This is a genomic window from Actinophytocola sp., assembly GCF_045807065.1.
Lineage (GTDB): Bacteria > Actinomycetota > Actinomycetes > Mycobacteriales > Pseudonocardiaceae > Actinophytocola.
In genome coordinates this window covers 15281-32175 of the sequence record NZ_JBJMIE010000698.1, presented here as the reverse complement: position 1 = coordinate 32175, position 16895 = coordinate 15281, and the positions used below count along the sequence as shown (strand labels likewise).

The 16895-nt window shown below is 69.6% G+C and carries 10 protein-coding genes and 1 pseudogene; 8 read left to right on the top strand and 3 right to left on the bottom strand.

All coding sequences use genetic code 11. The annotated features are described in order from the left end of the window. Window positions 1-11 precede the first annotated feature (11 nt). From ACJ73U_RS41060 to ACJ73U_RS41050, 3 genes are all read left to right on the top strand, one after another. A complete protein-coding gene (locus tag ACJ73U_RS41060) occupies window positions 12-3410 on the top strand; it encodes a ThuA domain-containing protein (RefSeq protein WP_407783187.1) in 3399 nt (1132 codons plus the stop codon). A 292-nt stretch (window positions 3411-3702) separates the two neighbouring features. Beyond that, entirely contained in the window at window positions 3703-3936 is a 234-nt protein-coding gene (locus ACJ73U_RS41055; RefSeq protein WP_407783186.1) for a hypothetical protein, read from the top strand. Further along, window positions 3933-4205 carry a hypothetical protein gene (locus ACJ73U_RS41050; RefSeq protein WP_407783185.1) on the top strand — a complete coding sequence of 91 codons (273 nt, stop codon included), beginning with the start codon at window positions 3933-3935 and terminating at the stop codon, window positions 4203-4205. The genes ACJ73U_RS41055 and ACJ73U_RS41050 overlap by 4 nt, the downstream gene beginning before the upstream one ends. A gap of 655 nt (window positions 4206-4860) precedes the next feature. On the opposite strand, the pseudogene ACJ73U_RS41045 reads toward ACJ73U_RS41050, so the two are convergent. Both ACJ73U_RS41045 and ACJ73U_RS41040 read right to left on the bottom strand, forming a co-directional pair. After that, window positions 4861-5691: pseudogene (locus ACJ73U_RS41045) on the bottom strand (IS5 family transposase). A gap of 251 nt (window positions 5692-5942) precedes the next feature. Beyond that, window positions 5943-6674 (bottom strand): hypothetical protein, encoded by a 732-nt coding sequence (locus ACJ73U_RS41040; protein ID WP_407783197.1) that lies wholly within the window; start codon window positions 6672-6674, stop codon window positions 5943-5945. Between ACJ73U_RS41040 and ACJ73U_RS41035 the strand changes: the two genes are divergently transcribed. Both ACJ73U_RS41035 and ACJ73U_RS41030 read left to right on the top strand, forming a co-directional pair. After that, window positions 6594-6917 (top strand): SDR family NAD(P)-dependent oxidoreductase, encoded by a 324-nt coding sequence (locus ACJ73U_RS41035; RefSeq protein WP_407783184.1) that lies wholly within the window; start codon window positions 6594-6596, stop codon window positions 6915-6917. The two genes, ACJ73U_RS41040 and ACJ73U_RS41035, sit on opposite strands and share 81 nt — an antisense overlap. Window positions 6918-6981: 64 nt before the next feature. Continuing rightward, a complete protein-coding gene (locus ACJ73U_RS41030; protein WP_407783183.1) occupies window positions 6982-8928 on the top strand; it encodes an ABC transporter ATP-binding protein in 1947 nt (648 codons plus the stop codon). A 515-nt stretch (window positions 8929-9443) separates the two neighbouring features. On the opposite strand, the gene ACJ73U_RS41025 is transcribed toward ACJ73U_RS41030, so the two are convergent. Then, window positions 9444-11069, bottom strand: coding sequence for a penicillin-binding transpeptidase domain-containing protein (locus tag ACJ73U_RS41025; RefSeq protein WP_407783182.1), 1626 nt, complete (start codon window positions 11067-11069; stop codon window positions 9444-9446). A gap of 113 nt (window positions 11070-11182) precedes the next feature. Here ACJ73U_RS41025 and argG point away from each other — a divergent pair, with 113 nt between their 5' ends. From argG to ACJ73U_RS41010, 3 genes are all read left to right on the top strand, one after another. Next, window positions 11183-12604 (top strand): argininosuccinate synthase, encoded by a 1422-nt coding sequence (argG, locus tag ACJ73U_RS41020; protein WP_407783181.1) that lies wholly within the window; start codon window positions 11183-11185, stop codon window positions 12602-12604. Between the two features lie 171 nt (window positions 12605-12775). After that, on the top strand, window positions 12776-14746 hold the full coding sequence (locus tag ACJ73U_RS41015; protein ID WP_407783180.1) for an aldo/keto reductase: 1971 nt from the start codon (window positions 12776-12778) through the stop codon (window positions 14744-14746). Window positions 14747-14916: 170 nt separating this feature from the next. After that, a complete protein-coding gene (locus ACJ73U_RS41010) occupies window positions 14917-16878 on the top strand; it encodes a potassium transporter Kup (RefSeq protein WP_407783179.1) in 1962 nt (653 codons plus the stop codon). Window positions 16879-16895 lie beyond the last annotated feature (17 nt).

Genomic DNA, 16895 nt, shown 5'->3' with positions numbered 1-16895 from the left:
GGAGCGAGTCGATGCGGGACAAGCGAAGATTCCCCAGCCTGGTCGGCCTGGCCGCCCTGCTCGGGTCCGTGATCATGTTCGCCGGGGCGCCCGCCCCGGCCGCGGCGGCGCCAACCGCCACCGCGGCCTCGGCGCAGTCGGTGGAAGACATCAAGCTGAGCCGGGAGAAGGTCCGCTACAAGGTCCTGGTGTTCGTCGCCGACCACAGCTCCGCGACCGTGGCGGGTATCGCCGCCATCAGGAAGGTCGGTGACAGCAAGGGTTTCGCCACCACGGTCACGAGCAGTCCGACGGGCTTCAACGAGACCAACCTCAAGAGGTTCGGCGTGGTGGTCTTCCTGAACACCTCCGCCGCGGTGCTCAACGCCGCGCAGCAGGCGGCGTTCGAGGCCTACTTCCACGACGGCGGCGGGTTCGTCGGCACCTACTCGGCCATCGAGACCCAACCCGACTGGAAGTTCCTCTCCGACGCGCTCGGCACCCGCGCCAGCGGCAAGTCCGCCGTCACCAACGCCACGGTCAAGGTCGCCGACCGGGTGCACCCGGCGACCGCGCGGCTGCCGGAGTACTGGCACACCACCGACTCCTACTACAACTTCACCGGCAACGTCCGCGGTGTCTCCCACGTGCTGGCCACCGTCGACGAGTCCACGTACACCGGCGGCACCATGGGGTTCGACCACCCGATCATGTGGTGCAAGGACTTCAAGGGCGGCCGGTCGTTCTACACCGGCCTCGGCGCGACCGCCGCCGAGTTCAACAGCTCGGCCGTCCAGCGCAACCTCGGCGGCGCCATCGACTGGGCGGACGGGAACGGCAGCGGCGACTGCGGCGCCACTGTGCTGGCCAACTACCAGATGACCGTCGTCGCCGCGCCGCCCGACATCGGCGAGCCGATCGAGATCGAGGTCCTGCCGGACGGCCGGGTCCTGCAGACCGCCCGGACCGGCGAGGTCAGGCTGCACGACCCGACGACCGGAACCACCTCCGTCATCGCCACGATCCCGGTGTACAACCACGACGAGGACGGCCTGTACGGCGGGGCGATCGACGCGAACTTCTCCGACGACCACTGGGTCTACCTGTACTACGCGCCACCGCTTTCCACCCCGACGACCAACGCGCCGACCAGCAGCAACGACCCGAACGCCTGGGACGTGTACAAGGGGTACAACCAACTGTCCCGGTTCAGGTTCGTGGACGGCCCGACGCCGCACCTGGATCTGGCCACCGAGCAGAAGATCCTTCAGGTCAACACCGACCGCGGCGCCTGCTGCCACGTCGCCGGCGAGATCCGCTTCGACTCGCACGGCAACCTGCTGATGACCACCGGGGACGACACGCCCGCCGGCGGCGGCAACTCCGGCGGGTTCTCGCCGTTCAACGGGGAGCTGACCGTTCCCCCGACGGCCACCTGCCCCGACCCCTGCTACAACGCGCCGTACGTGGACGCCCGTCGCTCCGCGGGCAACACCAACGACCTGCGCGGCAAGCTGCTGCGCATCCGCGTGCGGTCCGACGGCTCCTACACGATCCCATCGGGCAACCTCTTCCGGCCCGGCACCACCGGCACCCGCCCGGAAATCTACGCGATGGGTTTCCGCAACCCGTTCCGGCTCAACCTCGATCCGCACGACGTCGCATATGTCACCGACTATTCGCCGGACTCGCGGGTACCACAGGTGTTCCGCGGCCCACCCGGCACCGGCCGGATGGAGATCGTCCGGCACGCGGCGAACTACGGCTGGCCGTACTGCGTCTCGCCCAAGCTGCCGTACTACAGGTGGAACTTCGCCGCCAGCACCCCGCTGGACAACCCACCGCAGCCGTTCGAGTGCGACAATCCGAGCCATGGCCCGGAGAACACCTCCCGGCACAACACCGGCCTCGCGGTGACCCCACCGCTCACCGCGCCGGACATGTACTACTCCTACCAGGACAACAACCAGCCGACCCCGCTCGGCACACCGTGCGCCGCGCAGTACACACAGGACTCGCCGGGCACCTGCCCACAGCTGTTCCCGGAGCTGGGTCCCGGTGGCGGCGTCGGTCCACACGGCGCGGCGCCCTACCATTTCGACGCGAAGAACCCCAACCCGACCAAGTTCCCGGCCTACTACGACAAGTCGATCTTCTTCGCCGAGTTCACCCGGGACACGATGCGGGAGATCCGGCTCGACTCACAGGGTCACATCTTCAAGATGAACGACCTGCTGAGCTGCGGTGACGTCTCGGCCGACCGCAATCGGTTCCCGTTCATCTGCGACGCCCCGATGGACATGCGGTGGGGGCCCGACGGCGACTTCTACCTGTTGTCCTATGGGGACGGCTTCTTCCGCGCCAACCCGGACGCGCTGCTGGTGAAGTTCAGCTATGTCAAGGGCACCAGGGCGCCCACCGCGGTTGAGGCAGCAACGCCGACCAACGGGCAGGCGCCGCTGACCGTCAACTTCTCCAGTGAAGGTTCCAACGATCCCGACCCCGGTGACTCGATCACCTACAACTGGGACTTCGACAACAACGGCACGGTGGACTCCACCGAGCCCAATCCGGCGTTCACCTACACCGCCAACGGCGTCTACACGGCGAAACTCACGGTGATCGACTCCAGCGGCAAGACCGCGGTCACCAGCAGGACGATCGAGGTCGGCAACACCGCACCGTCGGTCACCCTGACCACGCCGGTCGACGGCGGCATCTTCAACTGGGGTGACCGGGTTCCGTGGTCGGTGACGGTCACCGACCCAGAGGACGGGCCGATCGACTGCGCCAAGGTCACGGTCTCCTTCGCACTCGGCCACGACACCCACGGCCACGGCGAGGGATCACAGACCGGCTGCTCGGGCGTGCTACAAACCGACCCGGCCGACGCGACGCACGCCAACGGCTACCTCTTCGGCGGGTTGACCGCCTCGTACACCGATCTGGGCGCGAACGGTCAGCCACCGCTGACCACCATCGACCAGAACGTCATCCAGCAGAAACGCCAACAACTGGAGTACGCCACCGACCAGTCCGGCACCAACACCGCCGTCACAACAGATCCGGACGGCGGCGACCTCGACCGCGGCAGTCTGGATCCGGGTGACTGGGTGGCCGTCAACCAGAACATCAACCTGGCCAACATCGACTCGGTCAGCTTCCGAGTGGCGGGCGGTACCACCGCCGGCGCACCCCAGGGCGCGGTGCAACTACGCCTCGACGCTCCCGACGGGCCAATCCTGACCACGGCCCCCATCGCGGCGACAGGCGGCACGTCCACCTACACGACACAAACCGTTCCCATCGCCGATCCCGCCGGTGGCCACCGGCTCTACCTGGTATTCCAGGCAGTCGCCGGCGGACCTACCACCAGTCTGTTCAACCTCAACTGGATGGAGTTCACCGGTACCGGCGTAGCCGGGCCATAGATCGCAGGCATGGTGCGGGGCCCGCCCCGCACCATGTCACGCGTCGCCTAAGTCGTCCTATGTGGACGATTAGGGTCGTCGATCAGCCGGCGAGCCGCCACTTGACGGTTACCGGTTCGGGGCCGCCGAAGGCGGTGCACCAGCAGGTGGACAGCTTCGTCTCGGAGGGTGTACAGCAGTGCCGCCAACGGTCACTACCACGTGAGGGGTACGAGACGCCGCTCCCAACCTTTGATGCCAACAACTATGCCGGTACCTCGCGTCCCAGTTCGCCGCCGAGGAGGCGGTGGCGATGCTCGACTACGTAGAAGACCTCTACCGGGACTGGAACGATCGAGCCCGCTCCGGCGGCAGCGCGGCCCAGCGGATCGACGGCGAGTTCGAGCGCGTGCGTCGCGAACTGGGCGACCTCCCGGGGATCGTGTCGGACGAGCCCCGGCTGGGCACGATGTTGGCGCACCTCACGAAGACCCCGCACCCCGGGGTGCTCAACGATTGCTTCTTCAACGCCGCCACCGCGCCTTGACGATCTCCAGCCTGTGTCGGGAAGCCGGCGTCGGCCGGGACTCCTACTACCGGTCCCCGCAGCAGTTCAAGGACACCGCCGCCGCTGCGTTCGCCCGCCGCGAGGCACAGCAACCCGAGTTGGTGACGTTGCGGGAGGAGCTCGCGACGCTCAAGCGCGAGAAGAAGCAGACCGCCCAAGACAACGCACACGCCGTGCGGCCACCGTCTCCCAGCTGGCCAAGAACGCCGGCGTCGCCCGCTCCTGGCTCTACACCCAACCCGACCTGATCGCCGGACTCCGCCAACTCGCGGGACAAGCACCCAAACCACGATCAACCCCGGCAGCGAACGATCCCTGCACATCCGCCTCGCCACAGCCCAAACGCGAAACGAACGGCTCCAACAGTGCGCCCCTCACCGAGCAGAACAACCAACAACGCCAACAACTCGAACGCGCCTACGCCGAGCTGCGACGCCTCCAAGTCGTGCAACCACCGCCCGACGCCAAGACATGAATACCTGAGACCGCTATGTGCTGCGCCGACACAGCATGGTTGTCTAGCGCCAGACCCGTCCGCGCCGGGCACCGCACTCAGTCGCTCCGCCGTCCGCGCAGCGGACGCTCAGGTGGAACGGGCGGTCAGCAGGCAGCCAGGCGAGATCTCTGGTCTCCCACGACCACGGCGCGGTAGCCGCTGTCGGAGGCGCTTGTGGGAACAAGCCCTCGGTTGTACGTGGGCCCGATGCCTGAGTCCGCGACGGTGGCCATGTACGCGCGCCCGCTGACGTGGCGGCCGAAGTACGCCGTGAAGCGGCTGGCCCTGAGTCGGGCGACCAGCCGGGCCGAACCGACTACCAGCGTGGTTCGGTGGCCGGATCGACGACGGCACAACTTGGTGCCCGCCACAAGCTGACCATTAGAGGCCGTGCAATTAGGTGATCTTCATGGGCGGCGTGTGGGTCGTGTGTCCCATCGGTAGAGGGTCCAGGCTTTCCGGATCAGGCTACGCACTGTGATGATCGCGTCAGCGAAGTCGAAGAACGCGTCGATGACGTGTTCGCGGCGTTCGTAGCAGCGTTGCAGCCGGTTGAACGCGTTGTGCCAAGAGTTCGTGCGCTCGACCTGCCAACGCCCGCTGGCTTGAATGGGTGCTTTCTTGCCCTTGTGGGCGATCTGCCCGTGCAGGCCGCGGCCAGCCAACTCCTCACGGGTCTTGCCCGAGTCATAGCCGGAGTCCAGGTGCACGGTGATGTCCTCAGGCAACGGCCCAAGATCGTCGAGTTTGTCCAGAGTAGGGGCCAACAGCGGTGAGTCGTGACGGTTCGCTCCGGCCAGGACTCGGCCCAACGGGATGCCGTAGCCCTCGACCACCATCGACCGTTTCATGCCTTTGTTTGCGGCGATCGACCGGAGACGGGCCAGCGCATTGCCCGCCGCCGGGAGCTTTGGTGATGCACCCGTCCACGGCGATCTGGTCCAACAGCAGGCCCACGACGCGGTCGTAGGCGTCCAACGCGATCGTCTTCAACTGGGCGAACACCCCGAGTTTGATCCACTCGTCGCGCCGGTTGCGGATCGTGGACGCCGAGCAGGTGGCATCAGAGATCCCCTCGGAGGGACAGCCGAACCGCAGCACCTGCACCAGCTTGTCGAACACGATCCGATCCGGGATCCGACGACGATGACACCCCAGCGATGAGACGGATCGAACACTGGTCGAACGGGCAACAGCGCGGCGAATCGCCGGGCCAGGGCGGTGGCCCCGTCGCGCATGCGCTGTGCAACCTGGGGGTGATGGCAGTTCGCCCCTGGTGCCGTACTTCGTGAAGTGCACCACGACGTTGAGGTTATCGATTTCGAAGGCCACCGATACTTCGCGTACGAGGCATGGTATCGATAGTCAACTGTGCGCTGTTCACCTGCCGGTCAACGGCTTCTGCTGTTCAGTGCCCGCGAGCCGACGGTCGTGGAGCGGCGGAGCAGCAACTGCGCGACCAGCGCACCTCAGTACTCGACCGTGCCGTTCAGAATGAGCGGTTCCTTTCGCTGCCCGGCAAGGCCACGAACGGGCAGCCGCTGGAACCTTCCCGAAGGGTCGCTGACTCGTCGCCGGGGATGATCCACAACAGCGCGCCGCTGCGCAACCATTTCGTCAGTGCGAAGTCGTAGTCGGACATGATCGGGCTGTCGGCGTCCCAGCCGCCTCGGATGGCGTTCCGAAAGACCGGGTAGCTGGCCTTGCCCCAGGTGTTGACGAGCCGCACGGGTGGTTTCGGGCCGAAGTAGCTGATCGCCCAGCCGGTGTGGATGCCGACCGGCACCTCGGCGATCACCGCGCGGATGTCGGGGTTGTCGAGGATCCTGGGCACCACGAACGGCACCCCCGGACCCGGGTTGACGACGTAGGGTGTGTGTTCGATGGGCTCTGCGAGCCGCATGGCGCCGGTCATGGCCAGCCACGCGCCTGGCAGGCGTTCCGGGAGTCGGCGGATGGCGGTGTTGTACTCCCAGAACCAGCCGTCCAGCCCGAACGTGTCGATGCGCCAACGCACCAGTTCGCCGCTGTGTGGACACCGAGCGACGGTCACCTCCGGCAACATCGCCTCGTACAGACGAGAAATCTCGTCGACCCGGCGCCACAACGGGCGCGTCTTCTTGGTCCGACCGGCTTCGTCGTGTCGGTATGCCTGGGACCGCAGGCGATTCCCCTCCGCCATCAACCGCGCTCGCTCGACGGCGGGACCACTTCCGCTCATAGGTTCAATGATGCCGTCGGCAGGATCGCCGCGCCGGCCTACTCCGTCTCGAAGGCAGCCGCGTTCTCCCTGTCCCAGTCGCTTCGCGCTCTTGTGGCCGGGCAGGGGGTAAAGGTGCACGCGGTGCTACCCGGCCCGGTGGACACCGACATGCTCGGGGCTCCGATATACCTGGGCAGCGGTGGCTGGACTTCGGGTTTGCGTCCGGTACCCGGGGTACGGGGTTTACCGTCGAATCCATGAGCCGATCGAAGCTGAACGTGACCAGGTCCTGGGTGTTCCCACATGGGTCGGTGACCGGCCGGTGATGCCAGACGGCCCGTCGCGCGGCCTCAGACAACGGCTCAGGCAGTCCAGCAGCACGGTCCCCGACAGCGGTCTCACCGGCCCGGTCGACATTCCCGATCCGAAACCGGCCGACGAGCCGAAGGACCTGCGGTCCCGGCTGCGGCGGCTGCGGGTCGCCGCCGCCGGCACCGTGCGGGGGCTGCCGAAGGTGGCGAAGCTGACCTGGCAGGCCAGCCCGGCCATGACCATCATGATCCTGGTGTCCACTCTGGTCGGTGGGCTGGTGCCGACCGTCACCGCCTACGTCGCCAAGCTGCTGTTGGACTCCGTCGTGGCCGCGGTGGCGGGCCACGGCTCGACCGGCAGGATCGTCGAGGTCTCGGTCTTCCAGCTCGGCATCCTGACGTTCACCGCGGTGAGCACCGCGCTGACCAACGTGGCGCAGCAACTGCTGCAGGAACGGATGACGCTCACCATCCGCCACCAGGTGATGGACCATGCCAGCAGGCTGGACCTGTCGTTCTTCGAGGGCTCCGAGTCCTACGACCTGTTGCGGCAGGCTTCGCAGGAAGCGCCGTCGCGGCCGGTGTCGATGATGAGTTCGGCGCTGAGCCTGGTCCGCACGGGGATCACGTTCGCGAGCATGATCGTGCTGCTGGTCTCGGTCAGCCCGTTGCTGGCGGTGGTCGTGCTGCTCGCGCCGATCCCCGCGTTCATCTCGCAGTCGAAGTACGGGGCACGGGCTTTCATGCTGGCGCTGTACGTGTCACCCATCCGGCGCCGGATGGAGTACCTGTCGTCGCTGGTCACCACCGACACCTATGCCAAGGAGACGAAGGTCTTCGGCCTCGGCCCGTACCTGGTCGACCGCTTCCGCCGGCTCGGCCAGACCTACTACACGCGTGAACGCAAGCTCACGACGACCCGCAACCTGGTCGGCACCGCGTGGAGCATGCCGTCGACGGTGGCCGGCGCGGGCATCGCGCTCTACATCGCACTGGAGGCGGTCGCGGGGCGGCTCACCATCGGCGACCTCGCGCTCTACACCAGCGCCGCGACCGCGGTGCAGTCGTCGGTGCAGGGCCTGTTCAGCGGGTTCTCCGGGATGTACGAGAACAACCTCTACCTGGACACGCTCTACCAGTTCCTGGCTACGAAACCACAGATCACGGCACCGGTGAAGCCGCGTCCGCTGCCCGAGCCCGTTCGTGGCCACGTGCTGTTCGACGAGGTCTCGTTCAGCTATCCCGGCTCGGACGAGCGCGCGCTGGACAGCGTGAGCTTCGAGATCCGGCCGGGCGAGACCGTCGCGGTCGTCGGCCGCAACGGGGCGGGCAAGTCGACGCTGATCAAGCTGCTGTGCCGGCTCTACGACCCGACCGCGGGCCGGATCCTGCTCGACGGGGTGGACGTCCGCGAGTTCGATCCGGAGGAGCTGCGCGGCAGGATGAGCGCGATGTTCCAGGATTACGTTACCTACCAGGGCACGGCCGCCGAGAACATCGGACTGGGCCAGCTGAGCGCGTTGGAGGACCGGGCGCGGATCGAGGACTCCGCGCGGCGGGCCGGCGCCGCCGAACGTATCGAGCGGCTGCCCAGTGGCTACGACAGTCCGCTGGGCCGCTGGTTCGACCAGGGGGTGAGCCTGTCCGGCGGTGAATGGCAGAAGATCGCCCTGGCGAGGGCGTTCATGCGGGACGCGCAGATCCTGATCCTCGACGAGCCGACCTCGGCACTGGACGCTCAGGCCGAGCACGACCTGTTCGCTCGGCTGCGTGCGCTCGCCCACGGCCGGACCACCCTCTACATCTCCCACCGTTTCTCCACCGTCCGCCAGGCCGAGAAGATCCTCCTGCTCGACCACGGCAAGCTCACCGAACACGGCACACACGAGGAGCTGATGGCACTGGACGGGCACTACGCGGAGCTGTTCACCCTGCAGGCGGCGGCATATCTGGAGGACTGACACCGGTATGGTTGGCCGGTCAGCGTGCTCGGTGCCGCCGCGGGGGTCTATCTCGTGATCGGTGTTTCCGGCGTTGTTGATCAGTAGGTTTCGGCGACCGCCTCGGCGGAGCGGGTTGTGCTGTGGGTCGGGGGTGGCGGCCGTGTTGGGCTGGCTGGTGACTCAGGCGGAGGTGGGCAGGACCCCCTCCTGGCCGCTGCCTCGGCGGAGCGGCTTGTTCCACGAGCGGCCAGTCGGGCCTGGCGGCGGCGTTGTGGTGGCCAACTTCGTCGGGTGGGGGTGGCGAGTCGGGGCGCGGCGTTCGGGTGGGTGGCGGTTCAGCCGGGCGGAGCAGGAACCTCTCAGCGCTGCTTGGGCGGAGTGGGTTGGTTCCGTGAGTGGGGTGGGTGGCGGTTCAGGCTGGCACGGGTAGGACCCTCCCGGTCCCCGCTTCGGCGGAGCGGGCCGTCCCGCGAGTGAGCGGCGAGCCAGGTAGGCGGCTTCGTCGGGGTGCGCGGTGGATCAGGCGTCGCGGCTCAGCCGAGTGTGGCCAGGAACCTTCCCGTCACGTCGACCGCTGCCGAGGACGTGCCCGCCTGTTCCACGAGGACCGCGAAGGCGAGGTCGTCGCGGTAGCCGGTGAACCAGCCGTGGGCGGTGCCGTCGCCGGTCTCGGCTGTGCCCGTCTTGCCGAGGACCTTTCCGTAGCCCGCCAGTGCCGTGGCCCGGCCGGACGTCACCACCTGGCGCATCATCGTGCGGAGGGAGCGGAGTACGTTCGCCGGGGGGCCCTGGTAGCCGGTGGCGACCTCGGTCGGGCGGTCGCGCCACAGGCGGGGCGTGAGGGCGCGGCCCGCCGCGACCGTGGCGGTCATCAGCGCCAGGCCGAAGCAGCTGACCTGCACCCTGCCCTGGCCGATGCTGTCCTCCACCTGCTCGGTCCCGTTCGCCGGGACGGGAACGTCGCCGGTCTCGGTGGTGATGCCCGGGATGGTGAAGTCGGCGCCGAGGCCGAACTGGTTCGCCGCGGTGGGTAGTGCCTCCGGCGCGAGCTTGGCGCCCTGCTCGGCGAACGTGGTGTTACAGGACATGGCGAACGCCGTGCGCAGTGGGCCGTCCGGCAGGGCGAAGGCCGCGTTGTCGATCGTCCTGGAGTTGACGCGGGTCGAGGCGGGGCACGGCACGACCGTCTCGGTGTCCGCGACGCCGGCCTCGATCAGCGCGGCGGCGGTGGCGATCTTGAACGTGGACCCGGGCGGGTACAGGCCGTTCATCGCCACCAGGGAGTCACCGGCCGCCGAGTTCTGCGCCACGGCCAGGATGTCGCCGGTCGAGGGCTGGATGGCCACCAGCATCGCCGGGTTCCGCTGCGTGTCCACGGCCGCCTGCGCCGCCTTCTGTACCGGCACGCTCAGGGTCGCGGCCTGCGGCGCGGTCTTCGTCCCGTACAGGACCTCGATCTCGGTGCCCGCGCCGTCGATCAGCGCGACGTACCAGCCGCCCTGCCCGCCGGCCTCCCGGCCCAGGGCCCCGGTCAGCCGCGGCGCCACCGCCGGGTCCGCCGGTGCCGTCCCGTCGTCGGTCGTGACCACCAGCGGGGTGCCGTCGCGGTCGACCACCGCCGGTTGACCCGTTCCGCCGCGCACCGCAAGGCTCTGTCCGGCCGCGAGGCGCGGGTGCACGATCGCCGGCTGCCACCGGACCCGCCAGCCCGCCGCGGTCCTGGTCAGGTGCAGGCCGCTCGGGTACGTCCAGGTGCGGCCGGGGCCCAGCTGCCAGGTCAGGGTGAACTGCTCGTCGACGTCGGTCGCCGCCGCGGGCGGGTTCACCGGGGTGGCGCCGGCCGTCGCCGAGGACGGTTGGAGCGTGCGCCACACCTCGCTGAGCTGGGTCGCCGCGGCCTGGACGTCGTCGGTGAGCCGGCCGGCGTCCTGGGCCTGGTTGTGTGTGAGGGCGTCGAGGAACTGGTTGGTCACGTCCGCCGCGGTCAGCTCCGGCGGCGGCGCGGGTGTGCTGGCACCCGCCGGGTCGGCCGTGTCGCCGGACGAGCGGAGCTGGAGCACCCCGACGACCGTGATGGCGGCGACCAGCACCGCCCCGGTGGCGATGATCAGGCGCTTCTTCGTGCGGGAGGTAGACCTCTCCCCGGGCTCAGCGGACACGGAATCCCCCAGGATGCTCGTCCCCCGACCCAGCCACGTCAAACCATACCGGTTGGACCCGTGCACGCGGGGGGCGCCAGGGCGGCGCGGCCCACCCGTCCATACTGGACCACGTGTCGAAGGTCCTTTCTGAGCTCCCGGTCGGCGAGCGGGTTGGCATCGCGTTCTCCGGCGGTCTGGACACCTCCGTCGCCGTCGCCTGGATGCGTGAGCACGGTGCCGTGCCCTACGCCTACACCGCCGACGTCGGCCAGTACGACGAGCCGGACCTCGGCGCGGTGCCCGACCGCGGCCTCGCGTACGGCGCGGAGCGGGCGCGGCTGGTCGACTGCCGTGCCGCGCTGGTCGAGGAGGGGCTGGCCGCGCTGGCCTGCGGCGCCTTCCACATCCGGTCGGCCGGCCAGACGTACTTCAACACCACGCCGCTCGGCCGCGCGGTGGTCGGCACCCTGCTGGTCCGCGCCATGCACGCCGACGACGTCGACATCTGGGGCGACGGGTCGACGTTCAAGGGCAACGACATCGAGCGGTTCTACCGGTACGGCCTGCTCGCCAACCCCAACCTGCGGATCTACAAGCCGTGGCTGGACCGGGCGTTCGTCACCGAGCTGGGTGGCCGCCACGAGATGTCCGAGTGGCTGACCAGGCACGGCCTGCCCTACCGCGACTCGGCGGAGAAGGCGTACTCGACGGACGCCAACATCTGGGGCGCCACCCACGAGGCCAAGCGCCTGGAGCACCTCGACACGTCGATCGAGATCGTGTCCCCGATCATGGGCGTCGCGTTCTGGGATCCCGCTGTTGAGATCGCCGCCGAGGACGTCACGGTGGAGTTCGCCCAGGGCCGCCCGGTCGCGATCAACGGCACTCGTTTCGAGAGCGCCGTCGACCTGGTGCACGAGGCGAACGCGATCGGCGGCCGGCACGGCCTGGGCATGTCCGACCAGATCGAGAACCGCATCATCGAGGCGAAGAGCCGCGGCATCTACGAGGCACCCGGGATGGCGCTGCTGCACGTCGCCTACGAGCGACTGCTCAACGCCATCCACAACGAGGACACCATCGCGATGTACCACGGGGAGGGCCGCCGGCTGGGCCGCTTGCTGTACGAGGGCCGCTGGTTCGACCCGCAGGCGCTGATGCTGCGGGAGAGCCTGCAGCGGTGGATCGGCTACCCCGTCACCGGGAGCGTGACGCTGCGGCTGCGGCGCGGCCAGGACCACTCCGTGCTCGACACGACCGGGCCGGCGCTGAGCTACCACCCGGAGAAGCTGTCGATGGAACGCAGCCACGACCCGGCGTTCGGCCCGGACGACCGGATCGGGCAGCTGACCATGCGCAACCTGGACATCGCCGACTCGCGCAGCAAGCTGGAGCAGTACACCGCGCACGGCCAGCTCACCCCCTGGGACGGCATGATCGGGCTGATCGGCGAGCTGTCCCCGGGCGGCGCGGCGGCCATCGCGGGCGTGGGCGCCGAGGGCGAGGAGGCCGACGCCCTCGACCGCGCGGCGATGGAGTCCGGCACCGACTGACGCGTGGCTCCGCGGCGGTTCGTGTTCGCGGGCCGACATGCCGGCGGCACGGCTGTCCGCATGGCGATTCTCCCGCGGCGGCGGGGTGTGCGGGAACCTCCCGTGCTCGTCGGGGCGTGGCGCCTCTGCTGAAGAGCTGATCTGTCGGTCGCGGCGGGTAAGATCACTCCGGTGGTGGAGCAGCTGAGCTGGGGCGTCATCGGCCCCGGGAGGATCGCCCGTGCGTTCGCCGGGCAGTTGCCGCGGTCGGCGACCGGACGGCTCGTCGCGGTGGGCAGCCGGGATGTCGGGCGGGCCGAGGCGTTCGCCGCCGAGTTCGGGGCGGCGCGGGCCTACGGGTCCTACCAGGAGGTGCTCGACGACCCCGACGTGGACGCCGTCTACCTCGCGACACCGCATCCGGGGCACGTCCGGTGGGTGGTGCGTGCCGCGGAGGCGGGCAAGCACATCCTCTGCGAGAAGCCCCTCGCCATGACGTGGGCGCACGCGATGGCCGCGGTGGAGGCCGCCCGCCGGCACGACGTCTTCCTGATGGAGGCGTTCATGTACCGGTGCCACCCGCAGATCCAGCGCCTCGCCGAGCTGGTCCGGGAGGGCGCGGTCGGCGCGGTGCACCAGATCCAGGCGTCCTTCGCGTTCGCGACCTCGCTCAACCCCACCGGTCGGCTGTTCGCGCCGGAGCTGGGCGGCGGCGGGATCCTCGACGTCGGCGGCTACCCGGTGTCCGCGGCCCGGCTCGTGGCGGGGGCCGCGCGGGGACTGCCGTTCGCCGACCCGGTCGGGGTCACCGGCGCCGGCCACCTCGGCGAGACCGGCATCGACGAGTGGGCCGTCGCCACCCTCGACTTCGGCGACGGGCTGACCGCGCACGTCAACAGCGGCGTCCGCCTCGGCGCCGGCAACGTCATCCGCGTCCTCGGCGGCGAGGGCTACCTGGAGGTCACCGACCCCTGGGTGCCACGGCCGGACACGCCGGGCCGGGTCGCCGTGCACCGGGTCGGCGAGGAGCCGCGCGAGGTCGCCACGGCGGCCACCGCGCAGTACGCCGCCGAGGCGGACGTCGTCGCCGCGCACCTCGCGGAGCGCCAGGCACCGCAGATGTCGTGGGCGGACAGCCTCGGCAACGCGGCGGCGCTCGACGCGTGGCGCGCCGCGATCGGGCTCGAGTACCCGAGCGAGCGGAGCGTGCCGACCGTCCACGGCAGACCACTGCGTGCTGGTTCCCGGGTGCCGCACGGTCGCCTGCCCGGCATCGACAAGCCGGTGTCCCGGCTGGTCATGGGCGTGGACAACCAGCGCGACCCGACCCACGCCGCCGTCATGTTCGACGACTTCGTCGAGCAGGGCGGCAACACCTTCGACACCGCGTGGCTCTACGGCCACGGCCGGCAGGAGCGGCTGTTCGGCCAGTGGGTCGCCAGCCGGGGCATCCGCGACGAGGTGGTCATCGTCGGCAAGGGCGCGCACACGCCGCACTGCGACCCGGCGTCGGTGCACGCGCAGCTGACCGAGTCGCTGGACCGGTTGGGCACCGACCACGTCGACCTGTACCTGATGCACCGCGACAACCTGGAGGTGCCGGTCGGCGAGTTCGTGGACGCGCTCGAACAGGAGCGGACCGCCGGCCGGGTGCGGGCGTACGGCCTGTCGAACTGGACGCTCGACCGGCTGGCGCAGGCGATGTCCTACGCGGAGTCGCACGGCTACGCCGGTATCGCCGCGTTGAGCAACCACTTCAGCCTGGCAGAGGCCTACGACGTGCCGTGGGCGGGCTGCGAGCACGTGACGGACCCGGAGTCGCGGACGTGGCTGCGGGAGCACGATCTCGCGCTGCTGCCGTGGTCCAGCCAGGCCCGCGGCTTCTTCACCGGCCGCGCCCGCCCGGACGACCGTTCGGACGAGGAGCTGGTGCGCTGCTACTACAGCGACACCAACTTCGCGCGCCTGGCCCGCGCGGAGGAACTGGCCGCGTCCCTGGGCGTGCCGACCACGGCGGTCGCGCTCGCCTACGTGCTGCACCAACCGTTCCCGACGTTCCCGCTGATCGGTCCCCGCACCCTCGCCGAGACCCACGGCTCACTGCGCGCGCTGGACGTGACGCTCACCCCGGAACAGGTGGCGTGGCTGGAGACCGGCGCCTGAGGAACGTGCCGCCGGACGCGCGTGTCCAACCCGCCCGACCCGCGAGTTCGACAAAAGCGGTCGGCACGATTTGTCGAACTCACCCGACGCGAGCGTTGGACACGCGTGTCCCGGGCGTTGGACACGCGGGGTCGGTATCGTCCGCTCAAGGGCGCGGAGGAGGGGGCACCATGGCCGAACAGCAGATGACCACCTCGGACGAGGAGTCACCGTCCGACTCTCCGGTGGTCCACCGGCCCGTGCGGGACACGGTGCGCCTGACGCTGGTGGTCGGCGCGTTGGGCGTGGTGTTCGGCGACATCGGGACCAGCCCGCTCTACGCGCTGCAGACGGTGTTCAACCCGCACGACCCGCACCCGGTCCCGGTCTCCGAGACCAACGTGCTCGGCGTGGTGTCGCTGATGTTCTGGTCGGTGATGGTCATCGTCACGATCTTCTACGTGTTGTTCGCCCTGCGGGTCGACAACGACGGTGAGGGCGGGATCATGGCGCTGATCACGCTGTTGCGGCGGTGGGGTGCGCGGCGGGGCAGGCGGGCCACGGTCGTGTTGGCCGCGCTGGGGATCTTCGGCGCGTCGCTGTTCTTCGGGGACTCCATGATCACCCCGGCGATCTCGGTGCTGTCCGCGGTCGAGGGGCTCAAGGTGGTCGAGCCGGCGCTGGGGGAGCTGGTCGTGCCGATCACCGCGGTGATCATCCTGGGGCTGTTCCTGGTGCAGAAGCGCGGCACCGGGGCGGTCGGGCGGGTGTTCGGGCCGGTGATGATCGTGTGGTTCGTGGTCATCGGCGCGCTCGGGATCACCGGTATCGCGTCCGACCCGGCGATCCTCCGGGCGATCTCGCCGACCTACGCGGTCGGGTTCCTCGTCGGCCACTTCGGCACGGCGTTCTTCGCGATGGCCGCGGTGGTCCTCGCGTTCACCGGCGCGGAGGCGCTGTACGCGGACATGGGCCACTTCGGGCGCCGCGCGATCAGCCGGGGCTGGCTGGTCCTGGTGTACCCGGCCTGCATGCTCAGCTACCTCGGCCAGGGCGCGCTGATCCTCGACGACACCCGCAACGTCAGCAGCCCGTTCTTCCTGCTGGCCCCGCAGTGGGGACGGGTGCCGCTGGTGCTGCTGGCCACGGTCGCGACCGTGATCGCGTCCCAGGCCGTCATCACCGGCGCCTTCTCGGTCGCCTCCCAGGCCGCCCGCCTCGGCTACCTGCCGCGGCTGCGGATCGCGCACACCTCGGAGACCGAGATGGGCCAGATCTACGTGCCATGGGTCAACTGGCTGCTGATGGTGTCGGTGCTGACGCTGGTGTTCGCGTTCCGCACCTCCACGTCGCTGGCCTACGCCTACGGCGTGGCGGTGACGGGGACGATCACGTGCACCACCCTGCTGTACTTCGTGGTCGCGCGCGCGAGGTGGGGCACGCCGCGCTGGCTGCTCGCCGCGGGCGCGGGCGTGCTGCTCGTGATCGACGTGCTGTTCCTCGCCGCCAACCTGACCAAGATCGCCCATGGCGCGTGGCTGCCGCTGCTGATCGGCCTCACGATCTTCACCGTGATGACGACGTGGCAGCGCGGCCGGGAGATCGTCACCGCGGAACGCGAGCGCCGCGAGGGGTCGCTGCGGGCGTTCGTCGAGGAGCTGCGCGGTGGGCGCGGGCTGACGCCGGTGCCGGGGACGGCCGTGTTCCTCAACCGCGGCAAGGAGACCGCGCCGCTGGCCATGCGGGCCAACGTGGAGCACAACCACGTGCGGCACGAGCACCTGGTGATCATGTCCATCGACACCGAGCCCGTCCCGCGGGTGCCGGCGGACCAGCGGATCGAGGTCGACACCCTGGGGTACACCGACGACGGGATCACCTACGTCAGCGCCCGGTTCGGCTACCTGGAGCGCCCGGACGTGCCCGCCGCGCTCGCGTCCCTCGAACCGGCGCAGACCGAGGGCAGGCTGCGACTCGACCAGGCCTCGTACTTCCTGTCCAAGATCGAGCTGCAGGCCGGCGACGCCCCCACGATGGCCCGCTGGCGCAAGCGGCTGTTCATCGCCACGTCCTACCTGGCCGCCGACGCCGCCGAGGCCTTCCGCCTGCCGCGGGACCGCACGGTCGTGATGGGCTCCCGCATCGACGTGTAGGCGGCACACGCCGACGC

What these genes read in the sequence shown, in the direction of transcription:
- ACJ73U_RS41060 (WP_407783187.1), top strand. Translation starts at nt 12, where the DNA reads ATGCGGGACAAGCGAAGATTCCCCAGCCTGGTCGGCCTGGCCGCCCTG.
- ACJ73U_RS41055 (WP_407783186.1), top strand. Translation starts at nt 3,703, where the DNA reads ATGCTCGACTACGTAGAAGACCTCTACCGGGACTGGAACGATCGAGCC.
- ACJ73U_RS41040 (WP_407783197.1), bottom strand. Translation starts at nt 6,674, where the DNA reads ATGAGCGGAAGTGGTCCCGCCGTCGAGCGAGCGCGGTTGATGGCGGAG.
- ACJ73U_RS41030 (WP_407783183.1), top strand. Translation starts at nt 6,982, where the DNA reads ATGCCAGACGGCCCGTCGCGCGGCCTCAGACAACGGCTCAGGCAGTCC.
- ACJ73U_RS41010 (WP_407783179.1), top strand. Translation starts at nt 14,917, where the DNA reads ATGGCCGAACAGCAGATGACCACCTCGGACGAGGAGTCACCGTCCGAC.